The sequence below is a fragment of the Sulfurifustis variabilis genome (assembly GCF_002355415.1).
GTDB classification, from domain to species: Bacteria; Pseudomonadota; Gammaproteobacteria; order Acidiferrobacterales; family Sulfurifustaceae; genus Sulfurifustis; species Sulfurifustis variabilis.
The window spans coordinates 1,203,400-1,220,219 of the sequence record NZ_AP014936.1 but is presented as its reverse complement, the minus strand read 5'-3'; the positions used below and the strand labels follow the sequence as shown (position 1 = coordinate 1,220,219).

Here is a 16,820-nt window from a genome sequence, read left to right as displayed (position 1 = left end):
ACAGCGGGTTACGAGCACAGTTGAATGGCCTTCTCGAGATGCTGGATGGCTTCATGCATCTTGTTCCGCTCCAACATCACTCGACCGAAACCCCAATACGGCTGATAGTTGTTCGGATTGAGCAACCAAGACTGGTTGTAGCGCCTCATGGCGTAATCGAGGTTTCCCTGATTCATGAATCTCTCTGCTTGCGCAAACCAGGCTTTGCTAGCGGCTTCGCGACTGCCGAAACCTGAAGTGGCCTGTTTAATGAAATCCTCATCAGCTTTCTTCAGAAAATCAGGTCGGGGAATCTCGGGCTGGCCGTACATCGGTATGTTGTCGATGCGAGCAACCACGAGAGACGAAAAGGCTTATTCATAGTTTCCCCTTAACAGCCGAATGATCCACCAGACAGATCATTTTCGTGATCATTCTTGTGCGCCAGCCTTCCCGGAAAATAAATCGGTCGCCTTAACGCGTCATTCCTCTTGTAATTCATCGTGCAATTCAACCAGTGCCCAGGTGCCGAGCGCGAAGATCCCGAGAATGGCGGGAGAGCAGCCATCAGGAGCACAGCTGAGATTGCTCCTGTCCGGATGGCGAAGCCCGTTTAACGGTACTCGCAATCGCTCGACCAGGTCGAAATCCTTCCTATCCATGACAAACATCGCAAAAGTAGGGCGCGATTCGTCCGGCCCCTGAAGCCCCCACGATACGGAAAGTCCGTAAATTGGCCGATCCGAAAAACGCTCGTCCGCAACGACAGGAAGGGACCAGGCATACACCAACAGCAGGAATCGACCTGCCAAGCGTCGAAACATGGCGCTCATGATCTCCGCAAAGATAAATCTATTTTCAACAGCGCCAACGATTGCGACTTGAACGTGTCACTGCAAGACCTGACCCCTTCCCATTCCCCGCTTCACCCGTTCGCCGCAGGTTGGAGGCAAAAAGCAAGACCTGAGGTACCACCCTCCCCGTAGACACTCAGCTAGGCACATAATGCCCAAAGGAGTGTCCGATGACAAAACGAAAGACCTTCACCCGGGAGTTCAAGCTCGAAGCGATCCGGCTGCTCGATAGCGGCGAGAAGAAACCCGCCGATCTTGCCCGCGAGCTCGGGATTCCACGCAACCGCCTCTATAAGTGGCGCGAACAGCTCCTCGCCAAGAGGAGCGATGGCGTGTTCCCCGGCCACGGACGCCAGCGCGGGACAGACGCCGAGGTCGCAGCGCTCAAGCGCGAGATCGCGCGCCTCAAGGAAGAGAACGAGATTTTAAAAAAAGCGGCCACCTACTTCGCGAAACAGTCGTTGAAGCACCGGTTCATTGCCGATAACCAAGGCGCGTACACCGTGGCCGCGCTGTGCCGCGCCCTGGGCGTCTCGCGCTGTGGCTACTATGCCGCCCGGTCGCGGACACCGAGCGAGCGTGCGCGCCGCAACACCGATCTGCTCCATCGCATCCGGCATATCCACGCCACGTCGCGCGAGAACTACGGGGCGGTCAAGACCCTCGAGGCCCTGCACGCCGAGGGCATCGACTGCGGGCTCAAGCGGGTGGCGCGCCTACGGCGGGTCCACGGCATCGAGGCCAAGCGGCGCCGTCGCTTTAAGCAGGCCTACCGCGCTCGCCATAGCGAACCCCCGGCACCGAATCTCCTCGATCGTAACTTCGCGGCCAACGCGCCCGATTGCGTCTGGGCGACCGATATCACGTTCGTCCCCACGCGGGAAGGCTGGCTTTATGTGGCGGTCGTGATCGATCTCTACTCACGTCGTGTCGTGGGTTGGGCGATGCATCGACGCATCAACCTGCCGATTGTGGTGGAGGCGCTTGCCATGGCAATCGAGCAACGCCGGCCGGCGCCCGGGCTCATTCATCACTCAGACCGCGGTCAGCTCTACCTGGCCACCGCCTACCGCGATCTGCTCAAGGCGCACGGCATGATCCAAAGCATGAGCCGTAAGGGCGACTGCTACGACAACGCGGTCGTCGAGAGCTTCTTCAGCAACTTGAAGAACGAGCTGACTTGGCACCGCTCGTTCGAAACCCGCGACGAGGCGAGACGCGCCATTTTCGACTACATCGAGTTGTTCTATAACCGCGAGCGACTGCACCAAACGCTCGACTATGTATCGCCGGTGCGGTATGAAGACAGTCGTGTAGTGGCTTAACCGACCGTCTATGGGGAGGGCACTACCTCAACCTGACCCTTGCAGTCTCTCGTGCCGTATAAGGTAGCCGCGTTTTTCCAGAAAATAGAGACTGTCTTCAATTTGGTTCTTCGAGTACCGGAGCACAAGCTGACGCTCAAGCTCAAAAAGAGGGACTGCGTTCTGGAGTGGAGGTTCTTTCGAATGCTCGCCCTTGAGCCACACGCTCGATACGGACTGGCCTTCGGCCATCCTTAGCACTTCCCAACACAATTTCTCAGATATGGCCAAAACTATCTCCCTGCCGCATAACGCCGTCTTCAGCGGCGGGCGACGCCCGTCCGCTGAAAGACAAAGTTAGGCGGCCTATCCTGCCGCCGATATCTCAAGCCACTTAAAGTTGTACCTCTCGGCATCTGCAACCAGAGAACTCATATGTCGTGGATCCATTTCCGCCAGAACACTGTCTATGGCGCTAGCTAAGAAGCTGATATCCACGCTCGAGTCATCAAATCGGGACCACCGACAGTAATCCACGAAGACTTTGTCCCGAACGGCATCGGGCATGTGGGCGAATGGAACGACCTCGATTAGGAACTGTTCCTTCAAGTCTGTGACCTTGCCCGCAAGTGTGCCAAACAAACCCACTGGTTTTATCTTTTGATTGATGTCGAACAGCGTGTTCGCCATGGCGTTCCCGAAAATCCAGTCTTTCGCTTCCCGCGGCACACCCTGCGCTCTGGCCATGACGGTGTATAGCTCAATGTTGTGTTGGTACAACTGCTCGACTGCATTGTTTTGCGAAGTCGCCATTAACCGATCTCTCTCGCGTCCCAAGGTTAGGATTTCGACTTGCGCGTTTCTTCTACCTGTTCTTTGATCTCGATCGGTGGTGTCGGCTCCGCTCGTTGCTCAATAATTCGAAGGCAGTGTTGTCGAAGAGCCTCTATCTGCTCAGAAGGTCCTAGAAGGAGGCGTTGTGAGATCGCTTTTAGCATCTTCTTAGCCTGACGAGGCGTTGTGACTTTCGTAACTTGGCTCACACTGTACCTCCCGCATTTCGTGCCCGGTATTATGAAACATGACTGATGACCCAGAGACCAAAGAGACCAACCCCTACAGCTATGGCAAAACGCCAAGCCCATTCATCAAAAGGACTCCCACCGCTAATCGCCTCTTTCAATAGCAAAATAGCGCCACCACCACCAAACAGGACCAGAATCACGCCGACAAGTCCTGCGAAGCTATTCATGCCGCTTCTTGCCGCACGTATCACGTGCCCCCGCATTGCGGGGTCGTCCTGGCATGTCTTGAGCAGGACAGCTGCCAGCGCCACCCCGACGATCACTGCAATAGTGCCACCGCCGTCCTTCTGCGCCATTTTGTTTTAGCCTAACGCTCGGGTTCAGGCGCGGCGGCGCGTTAGCGCCGACGTCGACTGGAACCCGTTGTTGGACCTAGCTGAGTGTGGTTTCTGCAACATACTCATGCAACGCCTTCAACGCCTCAGAGAGTGTCGGAAATGATCTACATTGCTCAGTAACTCGGCGCCCGTTCCTTTTTACGGTAAGCAGATTCTTAGAATCATCAACACTTGCTTCAAAGGCATCACTACCGATGGCGCCTATCCATTCCAAGTCATTGTTCCGCACCCAATCAATAGCAAACCGCAGCCGATCGAGTTGCTGTCGAAATGCGCTGGCAGTTTGGTACCGGTTGTCTGGATTCGGTGAACACGCCTTTCGGATAATTCGCTGAACAGCTGACGGAATGTAAGACTCAAAACCAATGCTCTGAATTAGTGTGCCACGCTCTACATGGCGCCGACTATTTGGTATCGCTGATAGCACTGCGCGCCAGTCCGCAATATTAGAGACCGCTCGAAAGAGCGTGATGCCGGCGGCGAAAATGTCGGTGAGTTGTGATGTGGTTCGGTCAGTGAAAAACTCGGGAGGCAAGTGCGTGGTATACCCCTGAGCAGAGCCATATGCCGCGGGACCGGGCTGCGTTGCGAGACCGAAATCCGACAGCTTTGGTGTATTTGGCGCAAGCAGGATATTCCCAGGCTTAATATCACGATGAAGGAAGCCTTCGGAATGGGCGTGCTCAAGCCCGACAAGTGCTCCGCGAAGATAAGAAATGGCGTCGCGTATCGAAAGCCAACGAGTCTCCAACGCCGCCTCCAGAGAGCCTTCTGGTACATACTCAAGGTCGAGAACCACTCTTAGCTCTTTGTCGACTCGAAAAATATTTGCCTCGTTGATTGCAACAATATGTTTGTGATTGCATCGATTAAGAATCTGCGCCTCTTTAAGACTTTCAAGAAAGGTGTTGGGATCTGTGGTTTTGAGTACCTTGATTGCCTTTTCTGCCTTGAGCGCCCGATCAAATGCGTGGTAGACCTGACCGAAATGTCCGCTGCCGAGAGGCTTGATGATCTGATATTTGTCGATTGAGGTCGGGTGCGTCATAGATCAAAGCTCGAACCAAGCGACCAAGAGTGAGTTCTTCTGATTCTTATCCCAGTAAGGTGGATGTTCACCAAAAACTGAATCGCAGTGGGCGTAGATATCCGCGTTTTTGGGGAGACCCAGTCGTGAGGGGGTGAACGATCTGGACGTGTAATTACTTATCGGCAATGACTTCTGGTGGGCAATGAGATTCAAGATACCCAGCGGGAACTCTGAACAAAAGAGCTGATCCTTCTTGGGATCGAGTGTCAGGCGATATGACAGCTTGTCCGGGTTGTGACTATTAATCAGCTGGCGGAACTGGCTGTCATACCAGTCCATCAAAGCTGGAACATCTTCTGGATCGGTCGTTACAAGCCGTCCCTTGTCCTTCAATAATGGTTGGGTTTTTGTTCCCTCAAGCACGCTGAAGCGTAGCTGTCCTGTTAGCAAGTGGAGCCCTAAAACTCGCATACTGGTTCCCTGTGTTTAGGTCCAACTAGATATAGGCCGCCTAAATGCGGCAAAACATTGCGTACGGCCGGGTAGCATTTGGGTGATCCCTTCAAGCATACAACGGCTTGGGTCCGCTTCCTTCGTTCAAGGGGGAACAGGATAGGCTGCGCGCTACTCTGGCGATCGCTGTTCCACGGTTTCTTAAGCCGCCTTCCTCCCCCCTATCCCACTCACATACTCCCTCAGCGCCTGCGCCACCTGATGCAGGCCATCGGCCTCCGGCTTCGGCGACAACCGCGTGACGCGGCGATACGCGTCGACGATCACGCCGGCGAGCGTGTGCAGGAATCCTTCGAGCAGTTCGCTTTGCCAGGGCTTCAAGACGGCGATCTGCTGGTGTCCTTCCTTGTCTTCGAGGAAACGGGATGGAAGGTCGGTGAGGTTGTGCGTGGAGAAGATGGCGAGGGTCGCGTAGACGGAGTCGTGGAGCGCGGCGAGGCCCGCGCGTTCGAAGCGGTCGCGGATGGGAAGCACGCCGAGGCCGAAGCGTTCGTACTCGGCAAGGCGGTGGGCGGTCTTTTCGTACGCCTCGCGGAGCGCGAGGTCGCCGGCGAGGCGGCGCACGGCGGGGTTCGTGAGGCTCAGCTTCTCGGCGAGGCGCAGCACACGGCCCTGCTTCGCGAGGTAGGCGGTCTGCAGACGGACGACGTACTCGGGACAGCGACAGAGGTTGACGAGATCGGCGTAGGTCTCGAGCAGGTCGCGGAGTATGCCGGGGACCGGGTCGTTTCTGCCCTCCTTCAACAGCGTGAGGGTGGCGGAGAACTGGGCAAGGATCGCGGCGTGCATGCAGGCGGCGTAGACCTGCTGCGGGTTACTGCGGTCGAAGCGGAGCTTGCGGCTTTCTTCGAGAACGCGCCGGAACACGTCCTCCAGACGTACGACGGAATCGTTCATGGCAGGCGTTATCGCTCTTATTTGTGTTCTGCCCGGCCGGCTGGCCGGCGTGCACCCGGCTTCGATTCTCCTACAGAAGCGTGCCCGCGTCATGCCCCGGGGCTTCGGCGGCATAGGACAGGCGGCCGTCCACGACCCGGGCGGCGGAGGTATAGGGATGCGGGGTGGCGTGGCTGGCGTCGGTGATGTGCAGGATGTCGGAATTTCTTACTTTTAAGTAATCGCTTATGAGCGCCCGGTGGCAGCGCCACCAGAGCGCTTCGGCGCACATGATGGCGGTCGGACGCTCCCGCGCGGCGGCGATCAGCCGGGACATGGCGGCCTCGAAGGCCGGCGTCTCCATATAGTCGGCGTAGCCCCGAAAGGAGCTGTTCCGCCAGGCGGTGTTCGGGGAGTCGGGACGGGGGTTGCGCCGGCCGCCGAGCTCGGGGAGCCAGAGGTAATCGATCCCCGCCTCCTTCAGCAGGCTGGCCAGGGCCTCGCGGCCGAACTGCGGGTGGCGCCGCGAGCCGGGGAAGCGCCGGACGTCGACGAGCCGCCGGATGCCGTGGGCGCGGAGTATGTCGAGGAACTCGTCGGCCGTTCGGGTGGAGTGGCCGATGGTCCAGACGATCATCTACCCCTCTCCCCGTCCCTCTCCCGCGAGGGGGAGAGGGGGGTCGGCGGAAATCTACTCAACTTGTTCCCTTACGTACCCCACTTTCCTTATACGCGATCGTGCAGGCCTTTGACGCCCTCGTGCTCGGCGCAGTGCGCGCAGCAGTAGAAGGTGCCGCTCTTCTCGACGCCGTGGCCGACGATCTTGCAGCCGCAGTGGGCGCAGCGCGGGGCCAGGGCGTGGATCGCGCACTCGAACGAGTCGAAGGTATGGTTCGCGCCGCTCATCATGACCTGAAAGGACTTGTCGTAGTCGTTGCCGCAGACTTCGCAGGTTGCCATGTCGACCTCCTTGTTAGTTCACCGGTCATCCTAGGCCCGACGGGCCGGCGGTGCATCGGGGAATGGTACTAAGACCCTCACCCCATCCCTCTCCCGCGAGCGGGAGAGGGGGAGTTGGTGGGAATCGATTCAAACTAGTTGCCCTCTCCCCATCCCTCCCCCGCGAGGGGGGAGGGAGAGGTTGTGAAAGGCGATCGGGTATTCAGCTATTCGCGTTACACGTCGAGCATGAGCTTGCGGGGCTTGCGCATGCCGGCGATCTTGCAGGCCTGCTGGCCGTAGCCGTAGGGAAAGAGATCCTGGAGAAACTTCCGGGTGGCCTTTTCCTTGCCGAACTTCTGCTCGAGGAGCTTGAGGACGTGGCGGGCCTCGGGGACGGTCCCGCGCTCGTCGAAGTGCTCGCGCACGAAGTTGACCACCTCCCAGCGCTCGCTGGTCATGTCGAGGTTCTCGCCCTCGGCGATGATCCGCGCGACGTCGAGGTCCCACTCGGACGGGTCGAGCAGGAAGCCTTCTTCGTCGGTATCGAGCACCTTGTCGTTCACTTGAAGCGCCACCCTATTACCTCCTTCTGCTGATGATGCGATGAACCAAAATGGTGCAGAGAAACATAATTGATCTAAATCGCGGCCGCCACAAAGACCCCGCGATTGCCGGTTTTATTTTTAGCGCTTCTCGGTCTTGAGCCGGCGGGCGTGCGGCGAGCGGCCCCGGGTTTCGGCGAGGCACAGGCGGGCGCCCAGGCGGCGCGCGAGGGCGAGGCCGCCGGCGCGCATGACGTGGACGTGGTTCCAGCGAAACGCCGGCGCGGCGACGGGCGCGAGCGCGGTCATCCAGGCCTTGGTCGGGCGCACGTCCCACTCGTGGCGCACGCGGGTGAGGCCGTCGCGCGCGGTGAGGCGCCACACGCCGACGCCCTCCACCTCGCCGCTCGCGGTGCCCTTGATCGCGTACGGCGGCTCGATGAGGGTCGCGCGCAGGTCGAAGGTGAGCGTGTAGAGCAGCGCCGTCTTCCACTTGAAGCGGCGGATCGCGCCGATGCCGCTCGGCGATCCGGCGGCGATGTCGTCGACGCGCTCGACGTACTTCCACCAGCGCGGCCACTCCTCCGCGTGGAAGATCGCGTCCCAGACGCGATCGATCGGCGCGTCGAGGTGCCAGTGCGTGACGAGTGAGAAGCGCGACATGCGTAACCGCGGGGACCTGCCCAGCCAGCCTAGCAGCAGAAGCGGCCGCTAAACAGCCAACGGGGAATGGGACTACCGGCCGACGGGCGCGCGACGCACCCCGGCGCCGGGCCTCGCGACCCGGCGCCGCGCCCTCCCCGCGCGACCGTCACGGCGACATCGGCGAGGGGCGCTGTCCGGCGGGCCGGGTCGCGGCCGCCGGCGTCGTCGCGATCTGCTCGGACTCGAGGAGCTGCTTCAGCCGTTGCAGGTCGTCGCGGGCCTGGACGGACGGCTCTTCGCCCCAGAGCTTCGCGATCAGACGGCCGAGCTGGCCCGCGGGCGGCTCGTAGGCGATGTAGGCGCGGATCTCCGTGCCGCCGCTCGCCGCGTCGCGAAACTCCACGAACCCGGCATTGCGCACGTCGGCGCCCTCCGCCGACCGCCAGGCGATCCGCTCGTTCGGCTTTTCCTCGGTCACGATGGAGTCCCACTCCACGTTGCGCCCCATCGGGCCGCGCGCCACCCAGTGCGACCGGTCGTTCGACAGTATCGTGAGGCGCTCGACGTGGGACATGAACCGCGGCAGGTTCGAGAAGTCGCGCCAGAAGCGGTAGACCTCCTCGCGCGGCCGCGCGACGGTGACGCGCTCGTCGGCGACCGCCGCCGTCTTCCAGCCGTAGCGTTCCGCGGCCTCGCGCTCCGCCTCCGTCGGCTCCATGCGCGCGTAGGCCGGGCAGTAACCCGAGGCCGCCCGCGCCGCGAGCCCCGCCCCCGCGAACAGCGAAAGCACGCCGAGGAGCCCGCCGCGGCGCAGGCCCCACAAGGCGAGCGCACCGCCGGCCGCGCCCGTGACGGCGCGCTCCGTGTTGCCGACGTTCTGCGTGTATCGCTTCGAGATCGCGCTCAACGCGCTGTCCGAGGCGAGTTGCTGACCGGAAGGGTTCGTTTCTTGCCGCATGTTCGCTCTCCTTGCTGCATGGGATGGACGGGACGCCCGCGCGTCGAGCCTAGCACGCACGCGCGGCGCTAAATAGAAGAAGCGGGTCGGGTCTTGGCCCTAGCCTACCCGACCCGCCGGCACTGCATCGCGAGGCAACAATCCCCGCAGCGCGGCACCGTCCGGCAGACGTCCTTGCCGTGCCGCACGATGAGGCCGTGGTACTCGTTGTACACCGGCGTCTCCGGACCGAGCGCCTCCTCGAAGAGCGCCCGGAGCGTCTCGTAGTCCTCCGTACCCGCGACGAGGCCGAGGCGGCGGAAGATCCGCCGCGTGTAGGCGTCGATCACGAACACCGGGCGCCCGAAGGCGTACAGCAGGATGTCGTCCGCGGTCTCCGGCCCGATGCCGTGGACGGCGAGCAAGGCGCGCCGCAGCTCGCCGGTCGGCCGCCGCGCGAGCGGCTCGAGGCCGCCCTGCGCGATCAGCCAGCGGCAGAAGGCGCGCAGCCGCTTCGCCTTGACGTTGAAGTAGCCCGAAGGCTTGAGCCACGCCGCGAGCCGCCGCGGGTGCACGGCGACGATCGCCTCGGGCGAGAGCGCGTCGCCGCGCTTCAGGTTCGCGATCGCGCGCTCGACGTTGACCCACGCGGTGTTCTGCGTGAGCACCGCGCCGACCATGATCTCGAACGGCGTCTCGCCCGGCCACCAGTGCTGCGGGCCGTGCGCCGCGAGGAGGCGTGCGTAGATCTTCGGAATGACGCGGCGGTGGTTCATGCGGCTCGCGGTCGGGCTCAGCGCGCCCGCTCCTCGGGCGGCTTCAGGTGGCGGAACGCGCGATAGAGGGCGAGATCGTAGGCGATCTTCATCGCTCCGCCAATGTAGAGCGGCGCCCCGAGCGCGAGCCCCTGCATGAGGAAGCCCGCGGCGAACGGGGCCACCGCCCAGCCGGCCATGCGCACGAGGTGGGTCACGCCGGAAGCAAACGTCCGCTCTTCCGGCCGCACCATCGCCATGACGTACGACTGGCGCGTCGGGACGTCCATCTCGACCAGCGCCTCGCGGAGCAGGAACAGCGCCGCCGCGACCGCGAAGCCCGGCGCGAACGGGACCGTCATGAGCAGGAGGCTCGAGGGGATGTGGGTGTAGACCATGGTGTTGACCAGGCCGATACGCGCCGCGAGCCACGCGGCGCCGAGGTGCGAGAGCGCGTTGAGGCCGCGCGCGAGGAAAAACAGCCCGGCGATGACCGCCTCTCCCGCGCCGAAGCGCTCGTAGAAGAAGTACGACAGGAGCGCGGTCCCGAGGAAACCGCCGGCGAGACTGTCGAGCGCGAAGAGCAGCGAGATTCGCGCGATGATGCGCCGGCTCTGCGGGCTGAGACGCACCGCGTCGCGCGCGGCCGGCGCCTCGCTGGCGGGCGTGAGGAAGACGTACAGCAGGCTGCCGGCGAGCAGCAGCGCGGCGTAGACGCCGACCGCGACGTGGAACGCCGCCAGCTCGTCGACCGCGAATCCCGCGCGCAGCGCCGTCGGCGTCGCGGCGAGCGCCCCGCCCAGCGCGTGTCCGATGTCCTGCAGCACGTTGTACCACGCGAACGCGCGCGTCCGGCCCGCGTCGCCGGTCGTGGCGGGGAGGATCGCCTGCTCGAGGACGAGCGCCGCGCCGCGGTCGCGGCCCATGCCGTTGACCATGCCGATGAAAGCGACGACGCTCGCGGCGAGGACGCTCTCGGTGAGGATGAGAGCGACGCCGCCCGCCGCGCCGAGCAGCCCGAGCACGATCAGCGCGCGCCGGCGGCCGAGGCGATCGCCGAGGAAGGTGACGATCAGCGTGGAGAGCGCCGCGCCGGTCAGTCCCGCGCCGATGACGAGACCGATCTCCCCCGCGGCGAAACCGCGCTTGGCGAGATAGATGCCGAGCAGCACGCCCATGAGCCCGGTGGCGAGGGCGCGCAGGAAGGCGGCGGCATAGAGGACGCCGCGGTCCGTCATCGGCTCGTCAGGCGGTGCGGCACCACGCGTAAAGCGCGTCGTAGACGACCATGCCGTGGCGCAGCATCTCGTGGTCGTCGGCGAAGTTCTTCGAGAGCCCGGCGGAGATCGCGAGGAGCCCCGGCGCCTGCGACGAGAGCTCCGGCCGGCCGGTGTCGGCCGCGCGAACGATCACGGCGAGGCGGTGCAGCGCCGGATCGGTGAGGCGGTACTTGGCGAGGAACGCATCGAAGGAGCAGAGATCGCCCACATGACCGAGCTCGACATTCGGCACGTCGTAGGGAATGGCGCCGGTCTCCCGGGCGACCGTCATCACCCGGTCGGCCGGCACGTAGAGAAACTCGGCCTCCGGATCGATGAAGCGCGCGATCAGCCAGGGACAGGCGATGCGATCGATCTTCGGACGTTCGCGCGTGATCCATTTCATGGTAATACCCTCCCCCATGCCTCTCGCTTTTCATGTTCCTCCCCTCTCCCCTTCGGGAGAGGGTCGGCGTGAGGGACGTGTTACTTGGGCTCCGTCTCCCCGCCCGCGCTCTTCCACGCCTCGATTCCGCCTTCGATGAAGCGGGCGCGGACACCGTTCGCCTGCAGGTGGTCGACCACCGAATTGCTGACGGAGCCGCCGCGGACGCAGTAGATGACGACGTCGCTGTCCTTCGGGAGCGATGTGCTCCACTCGGCGATCTTCTCCGGATCGCGCCACTGCGCGCCGGGAAGTCTGGCGTTGTCGCTGTCGTAATCGCTCTTGCGGCGCACGTCGAGCACGACGGCCGAGCGGTTCTCGACGAGCGGCTTCAGTTCAGCGGCTTTGATGGTGCGGTTCATGTTTGTCTTCCTCCGTTCTCCTCAGGACATCAGCGGCTGCAGCGCGAACACCCAGGCCAGGCCCGCGGCGGCGCACGCGCCGATGACGGGGATGATGCCCACCTTGTAGCGCCACAGCGCAATGAAGGCGGCGACGCCGATCGCCGCCGAAAACCACTCGAAGCGGCCGTCCAGCCCTTCCGGCCAGAAGACGTGGTAGGCGAAGAAGACCGCGAGATTCACGATCACGCCGACCACGGCGGCGGTGATGCCGGTGAGCGGCGCGGTGAAGTGCAGCTCCCCGCGCGTCGACTCGACCAGCGGCCCGCCGATGAGGATGAACAGGAAGGAAGGCAGGTACGTATAGAAGGTCGCGACGAGGCCGCCGAGGATGCCCGCGAGCACGAGCAGATCGGGGCCGAGGCCCGCCTGCTGCCAGCCTCCGAGCAGGCCGACGAACGTGACGATCTTGATGAGCGGCCCCGGCGTCGTCTCGCCGAGCGCGAGGCCGTCGATCATCTGGTGCGCGCTGAGCCAGCCGTTGATCTCCACCCCGTGCTGGTACACGTAGGGCAGCACCGCGTACGCCCCGCCGAAGGTCACGAGCGCCGCCTTGGTGAAGAACCAGGCGATCTTCGTGTAGACGCCGTCCCATCCCTGCCAGAGGACGAGGAGCCCGAGCGGAACCGCCCACGCGAGCAGGCCGATCGCCACGTAGCGCATCAGGCGAGCGCGCGAGAAGCGCGCATGCTCGGGCGTCGCGTGGTGATCGTCGATCAGCGCCGCTTCGCTCGGCGCGCCGTGGCCGCCGCCGAGCTCGAACCGTCCGGGGACGTAGCGTCCGCCGAGCCAGCCGAGCACGCCGGCGGCGACGATGATCACGGGGAACGGGAGCCCGAGCGCGAAGATCGCGACGAAGGCCGCCGCGGCGATGGCCCAGAGCCAGGCGTTCTTGAGCGTCTTGGCTCCGATGCGATAGGCGGCGTAGAGCACGATGGCCGTCACCGCCGGCTTGATCCCGTACAGCGCGCCCGCGACCGCCGGCAGGTCGCCGAAGCGCAGGTAGATCCAGCCGAACACGATGACGACCAGCACCGACGGCAGGACGAACAGCGTGCCGGCGACGATACCGCCGCGCGCGCCGTGCAGCAGCCAGCCGATGTACGTCGCGAGCTGCTGCGCCTCCGGACCGGGCAGGGTCATGCAGTAGTTGAGCGCGTGCAGGAAGCGGCGCTCGGAGATCCAGCGCCGGCGCTCCACCAGCTCGTGGTGCATCATGGCGATCTGCCCGGCCGGACCGCCGAACGCCAGCCACCCCAGCTTGAACCAGTAACGCAACGCCTCCCCGAGCGACGGATGCGCAGGCGTATCGAGACGCTCGACGGGAACGCTAGCCATCGGAAAGCTCCAGGGAGTAGTTGTGATAGAGATCGTCGAAGAGGCGCCGTGCCTCGGCGAGGAGCGCGTCGTCGTTCCTGCAGCGCTCGCGCGCGCCGCGCAGCACCGCCTGCACGCCGCTCGCCTCCGGCACCGGCGCGCCCCCGACGTCGAGGAAGTGCACGAGCGCGCCGATCCGCACGAGCGCGGGGTCGTTCTCGAGGCCGAAGCTCGCGAGCAGCGTCTCGAAGCTCACGCGCGCACCGACATGGGTGAAGGTCGCGCCGTCGAAATCGAAACCGAGCACGCGGGCAGGACGCTTCTTCGGGTCGGCGAGCCAGAGAAAACGCGCCTTCGGGTCGATGAAGCGCTTGATGAGCCAGGCGCTCGCCAGCCGGTCGACCCAGGGGCGCTTGCGCGTCGCCCAGGTGCGGCCGCGGAAGTCCGCCGCATCGAGCCGGGGGATCGCGCCGCCGCGCGCCTTGGGTTCGCCGGGCGAGGTGAGCGCCTCGAGCGCACCCTCGGCCTCCGCGAGGAGCTCGCCCGCCTGCTCGGCCGCCGGACCGGGAAAATAGTCGGTCGCGCGGATCGCCTCGAACTGCCGCCGCAGCCGGCGCAACTGCGCGGCCGCGGCCTTGCGGGCGCGCGGCGTCAGCCCGGCCTGGAGACGACGTATCGCTTCGATCAGCCGGGCGTAGTCGCCCGAGCGATCGAAGAGCCCCCGGAAGTCCGCTCCCTGCGCGGTGTCCACGCCGTCGATCGGAAGCAGTCGCGCCTGCCCGCCCGAGCGCCGGACCTCCTCGGCCTGCTCGCGGAAGACGGCGTCCGACGCCGCGCCCGCCGGCAGCAGGTACACCCCGTCGCGCAGGGCCGCGGCCCCGCGTGCCTTCAGGGCGCGCCAGACGCGCATGCGCGGCGTCGCGCTGCGGCTCGGGAGGCTGATGACGAGGAGCGTCCAGCCGGAACGGACGGAGGTCGCCATGGTGTTGAATAATCTACACGCCTGTAGCGTCCACTACAATTACAGGACACCCTTCCGGAGGACCCACCATGCGATCCTGCCTCGCCGCGTTCGCGCTCGTCTTCAGCCCCGCCCTCTATGCCGCCGAGATCGCGCTCGACGCGACGCCGGTCGGAAAGGACGTCTACGTCGTCGTCGGCGACCTCGGCGGCCAGACGTACGAGAACCACGGCCTCAACAACAACCTCGGCTTCGTCGTCACGAGCGCGGGCGTGGTGGTGATCAATACGGGACCCGGCACCCACGTGGCCGAGGCGCTTCATGACGTCATCCGGAGAACCACGACCAAGCCGGTGAAGTGGGTCGTCAACGTGAACAGCCAGAACCACTACTGGCACGGCAACGACTACTTTCGCCGGCAAGGCGCGACGATCTACGCGCAGCGCGAGGCGGTGCGCGTGATGCGCGAGATGGGGCCGAGTCAGCTCGCATCCAACCGCGAGCTGCTGAAGGAGAAGGCCGCGAACACGCAGCTCGCCTATCCGGACGCGCTCGTCGACGAGCGCGAGGTGTTGCGTCTCGGCGGCACCGAGGTACACCTGCTGCACTTCGGGCCCGCGCACACGCCCGGAGACCTGGTCGTCTGGCTGCCGCAGAAACGCGTCGCGTTCGCCGGTGACCTGGTCTACACCGACCGGCTTCTCGCCGTGATCGCGATCGGGAACACCGGGAGCTGGGTGACCGCCCTCGATCGACTCTTCGCGCTCGATCCCGCGGTGATCGTTCCGGGGCACGGACGGCCGACGGACGTCGCCGGCGCCGGGCGCGCGACCCGCGATTACCTGGTCCACCTGCGCGAGGAAGTGACGAAGGCTATCGACGCGGGCGAGACGTTGCAGGACACCGTGGACCGGGTCGATCAATCGCGCTTCCGGCACCTGGCGAACTTCGATCTGCTCGCACGACGCAACATCAACCAGATCTACCTGGAGCTCGAGCGCGAGGCGTTTTAGGCCGCTCACGCTCGCCCCGCGATGGAAACCGGAGGTGCAACGAGGCTAGGTCTTCCGGACCGTGATCGGATCGGTAAAGAGCTTCGAGTTCGGGATGAGGATGCGGGCGGTCGGGCTTTCCAGGGTCGTATAGCGCAGGTCGATGTTGATCACGGTGCCCTCGAAGCCCGAGACCTGGATGTGGTGGTTGATGTCGAACGGCCGGTAGACGAGCAGCAGCACGCCGGCGAGCAGGTTCGAGATCGTGTCGCGCAGCGCGAAGCCGAGCGCGAAGCCGGTGAGGCCGAGGCCGGCGACGATCGCCGAGATGTCGATGCCGAGCGTGCCCAGCGCGGTCACGACGCCGAAGACGATCAGCGTGAAGTGCGCCGCGCGCGACAGCAGCGCGACCACCAGCACGTTCAGGCGCGTGCGCCCCACGACGCGCTGGATCGCGCGGTCGGCGAGACGCGCGACGAGCCAGAAGCCGGCAAAGATGAGGACGGCGACGAGGACGTGCGGCGCCCAGTAGACGAGCAGTTTCCCGGCGTGCTCGAACGCGCTCTCGATCACGGGCCCGGCGCTCGCCGTGCCGGGGAGCCGGCGGCAACGACATCGCGGGTGTCCGAGACGGTCGCGCGCGGATCTCCGCCGCTCCGTGGAATGCGCCCGCCGTCCATGCGAGTCTCACCTCCGTCGTCCGCCGATTGTAGCGGCGGGCCGCTACTCAGCGCCTGCGCGGAGATCGGGGTCTTTGCGCGCCCCTCGCCGGTCCGCGCCCTGCCTTCCGGGGCTTCACGGGCGGCGGTAGGCCCGCGGCCGCGTAGAGCGCGGTCATGCCGTCGGCGTCGAGGTCGTGGGTCCTCCCGGGACGCAGCAACCGCGGAAGCGGGACCGGGCCGTAGCGCACGCGCATGAGCCGGCTCACCTTCGCGCCGATCGCCTCCCACATGCGCCGCACCTCGCGGTGTCGGCCTTCGCGGATCACGACGTGGTACCAGTGGTTGGCACCGGTCCCGCCCGCGTCGAGCACGCTGTCGAACCGCGCCTCGCCGTCTTCGAGCACGACGCCTTCCGTGAGCTGCTTGAGCCCTTCGGGCGGCACGCTCCCGAGCACGCGCACCGCGTACTCGCGCTCGATCATCGTCGAGGGGTGCATGAGCTTGTGCGCCAGCGCCCCGTCGGTGGTGAAGAGCAGCAGGCCGGAGGAGTTGAGGTCGAGCCGGCCGATCGCGATCCAGCGGCCGTGCTTGAGCACCGGGAGGTTGTCGAAGACCGTCGGGCGCCCTTCCGGGTCGCTGCGGGTGGTCACCTGGCCTTCGGGTTTGTGGTACAGGAGGACCCGCGGTTTCGGGGTCGTCGCGTAGGTGGGGACCGAACGTCCGTCGATGCGGATCGTCTGGCGTGGCGAAACGCGGTCACCGAGCTTCGCCGCGCGACCGTCGATGGTGACGCGGCCCTCGACGATCCACCGCTCCATCTCCCGGCGCGACCCCGCGCCCGCGCGCGCGAGCACCTTCTGCAGCTTTTCGCCGGCCGGTCCTTCGGGAACCGCCGGCTTCGCGCCCTGCCGCTCGCGCCTTCGCATGCTATCGATGTCCTACCGAGACACACACTGCTCGAGCCAGGCGCCGCGCCGAGGGTG

Annotated in this window: 22 protein-coding genes; 2 read left to right on the top strand and 20 right to left on the bottom strand. The window is 64.8% G+C overall.

The genetic code is table 11. The features are described 5' to 3' along the window. Positions 1–8 precede the first annotated feature (8 nt). Both SVA_RS05905 and SVA_RS19375 read right to left on the bottom strand, forming a co-directional pair. Positions 9–311: a tetratricopeptide repeat protein gene (locus tag SVA_RS05905; protein WP_096460183.1), complete on the bottom strand. Its 303-nt coding sequence runs from the start codon at positions 309–311 to the stop codon at positions 9–11. A 150-nt stretch (positions 312–461) separates the two neighbouring features. After that, positions 462–812 (bottom strand): hypothetical protein, encoded by a 351-nt coding sequence (locus tag SVA_RS19375; protein ID WP_148665395.1) that lies wholly within the window; start codon positions 810–812, stop codon positions 462–464. Between the two features lie 191 nt (positions 813–1,003). On the opposite strand from SVA_RS19375, the gene SVA_RS05900 reads away from it, so the two are divergent. Further along, the gene (locus SVA_RS05900; protein ID WP_096460180.1) at positions 1,004–2,158 is read left to right on the top strand and encodes an IS3 family transposase; all 1,155 of its coding nucleotides are present in this window, start codon (positions 1,004–1,006) and stop codon (positions 2,156–2,158) included. A gap of 345 nt (positions 2,159–2,503) precedes the next feature. Here the strand turns inward: SVA_RS05900 and SVA_RS05895 are convergent, their stop codons facing one another. The 16 genes from SVA_RS05895 to SVA_RS05830 form a co-directional block, all read right to left on the bottom strand. Further along, complete coding sequence (locus tag SVA_RS05895; protein ID WP_096460177.1) at positions 2,504–2,950, bottom strand: hypothetical protein; 447 nt, start codon at positions 2,948–2,950, stop codon at positions 2,504–2,506. A gap of 259 nt (positions 2,951–3,209) precedes the next feature. Then, positions 3,210–3,518, bottom strand: coding sequence for a hypothetical protein (locus tag SVA_RS19370; protein ID WP_148665394.1), 309 nt, complete (start codon positions 3,516–3,518; stop codon positions 3,210–3,212). A gap of 76 nt (positions 3,519–3,594) precedes the next feature. Continuing rightward, positions 3,595–4,608: a serine/threonine-protein kinase gene (locus SVA_RS05890; RefSeq protein WP_096460174.1), complete on the bottom strand. Its 1,014-nt coding sequence runs from the start codon at positions 4,606–4,608 to the stop codon at positions 3,595–3,597. A 3-nt stretch (positions 4,609–4,611) separates the two neighbouring features. Continuing rightward, the gene (locus SVA_RS19365) at positions 4,612–5,013 is read right to left on the bottom strand and encodes a hypothetical protein (RefSeq protein ID WP_148665393.1); all 402 of its coding nucleotides are present in this window, start codon (positions 5,011–5,013) and stop codon (positions 4,612–4,614) included. A 231-nt stretch (positions 5,014–5,244) separates the two neighbouring features. Further along, positions 5,245–6,000, bottom strand: coding sequence for a DUF5677 domain-containing protein (locus SVA_RS05885; RefSeq protein ID WP_096460171.1), 756 nt, complete (start codon positions 5,998–6,000; stop codon positions 5,245–5,247). 70 nt (positions 6,001–6,070) lie between these two features. After that, complete coding sequence (locus SVA_RS05880) at positions 6,071–6,616, bottom strand: DUF488 domain-containing protein (protein ID WP_096460168.1); 546 nt, start codon at positions 6,614–6,616, stop codon at positions 6,071–6,073. A gap of 89 nt (positions 6,617–6,705) precedes the next feature. Then, positions 6,706–6,939, bottom strand: coding sequence for a hypothetical protein (locus SVA_RS05875; RefSeq protein WP_096460165.1), 234 nt, complete (start codon positions 6,937–6,939; stop codon positions 6,706–6,708). 215 nt (positions 6,940–7,154) lie between these two features. After that, complete coding sequence (locus SVA_RS05870; RefSeq protein WP_096460162.1) at positions 7,155–7,496, bottom strand: TusE/DsrC/DsvC family sulfur relay protein; 342 nt, start codon at positions 7,494–7,496, stop codon at positions 7,155–7,157. 108 nt (positions 7,497–7,604) lie between these two features. After that, positions 7,605–8,126: an SRPBCC family protein gene (locus SVA_RS05865; RefSeq protein WP_096460159.1), complete on the bottom strand. Its 522-nt coding sequence runs from the start codon at positions 8,124–8,126 to the stop codon at positions 7,605–7,607. Positions 8,127–8,274: 148 nt separating this feature from the next. Continuing rightward, positions 8,275–9,066 (bottom strand): SRPBCC family protein, encoded by a 792-nt coding sequence (locus tag SVA_RS05860; RefSeq protein ID WP_096460156.1) that lies wholly within the window; start codon positions 9,064–9,066, stop codon positions 8,275–8,277. A gap of 104 nt (positions 9,067–9,170) precedes the next feature. Further along, on the bottom strand, positions 9,171–9,821 hold the full coding sequence (locus SVA_RS05855; protein ID WP_096460153.1) for an endonuclease III domain-containing protein: 651 nt from the start codon (positions 9,819–9,821) through the stop codon (positions 9,171–9,173). Between the two features lie 17 nt (positions 9,822–9,838). Continuing rightward, positions 9,839–11,038 carry an MFS transporter gene (locus tag SVA_RS05850; protein WP_096460150.1) on the bottom strand — a complete coding sequence of 400 codons (1,200 nt, stop codon included), beginning with the start codon at positions 11,036–11,038 and terminating at the stop codon, positions 9,839–9,841. A gap of 7 nt (positions 11,039–11,045) precedes the next feature. Continuing rightward, a complete protein-coding gene (locus SVA_RS05845; protein ID WP_096460147.1) occupies positions 11,046–11,465 on the bottom strand; it encodes a chromate resistance protein ChrB domain-containing protein in 420 nt (139 codons plus the stop codon). Between the two features lie 80 nt (positions 11,466–11,545). After that, positions 11,546–11,866 (bottom strand): rhodanese-like domain-containing protein, encoded by a 321-nt coding sequence (locus tag SVA_RS05840; protein ID WP_096460144.1) that lies wholly within the window; start codon positions 11,864–11,866, stop codon positions 11,546–11,548. A gap of 21 nt (positions 11,867–11,887) precedes the next feature. Further along, complete coding sequence (gene chrA, locus SVA_RS05835; RefSeq protein WP_096460141.1) at positions 11,888–13,243, bottom strand: chromate efflux transporter; 1,356 nt, start codon at positions 13,241–13,243, stop codon at positions 11,888–11,890. Further along, positions 13,236–14,204, bottom strand: a complete 969-nt coding sequence (locus SVA_RS05830) for a chromate resistance protein ChrB domain-containing protein (protein WP_096460138.1) — start codon at positions 14,202–14,204, stop codon at positions 13,236–13,238. Before SVA_RS05830 ends, chrA begins: the two co-directional genes overlap by 8 nt. Before the next feature lie 68 nt (positions 14,205–14,272). Between SVA_RS05830 and SVA_RS05825 the strand changes: the two genes are divergently transcribed. Further along, positions 14,273–15,196, top strand: coding sequence for an MBL fold metallo-hydrolase (locus SVA_RS05825; protein ID WP_096460135.1), 924 nt, complete (start codon positions 14,273–14,275; stop codon positions 15,194–15,196). 45 nt (positions 15,197–15,241) lie between these two features. Here the strand turns inward: SVA_RS05825 and SVA_RS05820 are convergent, their stop codons facing one another. Continuing rightward, a complete protein-coding gene (locus SVA_RS05820; protein WP_197703386.1) occupies positions 15,242–15,748 on the bottom strand; it encodes a mechanosensitive ion channel family protein in 507 nt (168 codons plus the stop codon). A 154-nt stretch (positions 15,749–15,902) separates the two neighbouring features. Next, complete coding sequence (gene rluB, locus SVA_RS05815) at positions 15,903–16,763, bottom strand: 23S rRNA pseudouridine(2605) synthase RluB (protein WP_096460132.1); 861 nt, start codon at positions 16,761–16,763, stop codon at positions 15,903–15,905. Positions 16,764–16,820 lie beyond the last annotated feature (57 nt).

Excerpts from the sequence above, each read along its gene's own strand:
- SVA_RS05845 (WP_096460147.1), bottom strand. The coding sequence starts at position 11,465 with ATGAAATGGATCACGCGCGAACGTCCGAAGATCGATCGCATCGCCTGT.
- chrA (WP_096460141.1), bottom strand. The coding sequence starts at position 13,243 with ATGGCTAGCGTTCCCGTCGAGCGTCTCGATACGCCTGCGCATCCGTCG.
- rluB (WP_096460132.1), bottom strand. The coding sequence starts at position 16,763 with ATGCGAAGGCGCGAGCGGCAGGGCGCGAAGCCGGCGGTTCCCGAAGGA.
- SVA_RS05840 (WP_096460144.1), bottom strand. The coding sequence starts at position 11,866 with ATGAACCGCACCATCAAAGCCGCTGAACTGAAGCCGCTCGTCGAGAAC.
- SVA_RS05895 (WP_096460177.1), bottom strand. The coding sequence starts at position 2,950 with ATGGCGACTTCGCAAAACAATGCAGTCGAGCAGTTGTACCAACACAAC.
- SVA_RS05905 (WP_096460183.1), bottom strand. The coding sequence starts at position 311 with ATGTACGGCCAGCCCGAGATTCCCCGACCTGATTTTCTGAAGAAAGCT.
- SVA_RS05890 (WP_096460174.1), bottom strand. The coding sequence starts at position 4,608 with ATGACGCACCCGACCTCAATCGACAAATATCAGATCATCAAGCCTCTC.
- SVA_RS05900 (WP_096460180.1), top strand. The coding sequence starts at position 1,004 with ATGACAAAACGAAAGACCTTCACCCGGGAGTTCAAGCTCGAAGCGATC.
- SVA_RS05825 (WP_096460135.1), top strand. The coding sequence starts at position 14,273 with ATGCGATCCTGCCTCGCCGCGTTCGCGCTCGTCTTCAGCCCCGCCCTC.
- SVA_RS05850 (WP_096460150.1), bottom strand. The coding sequence starts at position 11,038 with ATGACGGACCGCGGCGTCCTCTATGCCGCCGCCTTCCTGCGCGCCCTC.
- SVA_RS05855 (WP_096460153.1), bottom strand. The coding sequence starts at position 9,821 with ATGAACCACCGCCGCGTCATTCCGAAGATCTACGCACGCCTCCTCGCG.
- SVA_RS05830 (WP_096460138.1), bottom strand. The coding sequence starts at position 14,204 with ATGGCGACCTCCGTCCGTTCCGGCTGGACGCTCCTCGTCATCAGCCTC.
- SVA_RS05875 (WP_096460165.1), bottom strand. The coding sequence starts at position 6,939 with ATGGCAACCTGCGAAGTCTGCGGCAACGACTACGACAAGTCCTTTCAG.
- SVA_RS19370 (WP_148665394.1), bottom strand. The coding sequence starts at position 3,518 with ATGGCGCAGAAGGACGGCGGTGGCACTATTGCAGTGATCGTCGGGGTG.
- SVA_RS05865 (WP_096460159.1), bottom strand. The coding sequence starts at position 8,126 with ATGTCGCGCTTCTCACTCGTCACGCACTGGCACCTCGACGCGCCGATC.
- SVA_RS05885 (WP_096460171.1), bottom strand. The coding sequence starts at position 6,000 with ATGAACGATTCCGTCGTACGTCTGGAGGACGTGTTCCGGCGCGTTCTC.
- SVA_RS05860 (WP_096460156.1), bottom strand. The coding sequence starts at position 9,066 with ATGCGGCAAGAAACGAACCCTTCCGGTCAGCAACTCGCCTCGGACAGC.
- SVA_RS19375 (WP_148665395.1), bottom strand. The coding sequence starts at position 812 with ATGAGCGCCATGTTTCGACGCTTGGCAGGTCGATTCCTGCTGTTGGTG.
- SVA_RS05880 (WP_096460168.1), bottom strand. The coding sequence starts at position 6,616 with ATGATCGTCTGGACCATCGGCCACTCCACCCGAACGGCCGACGAGTTC.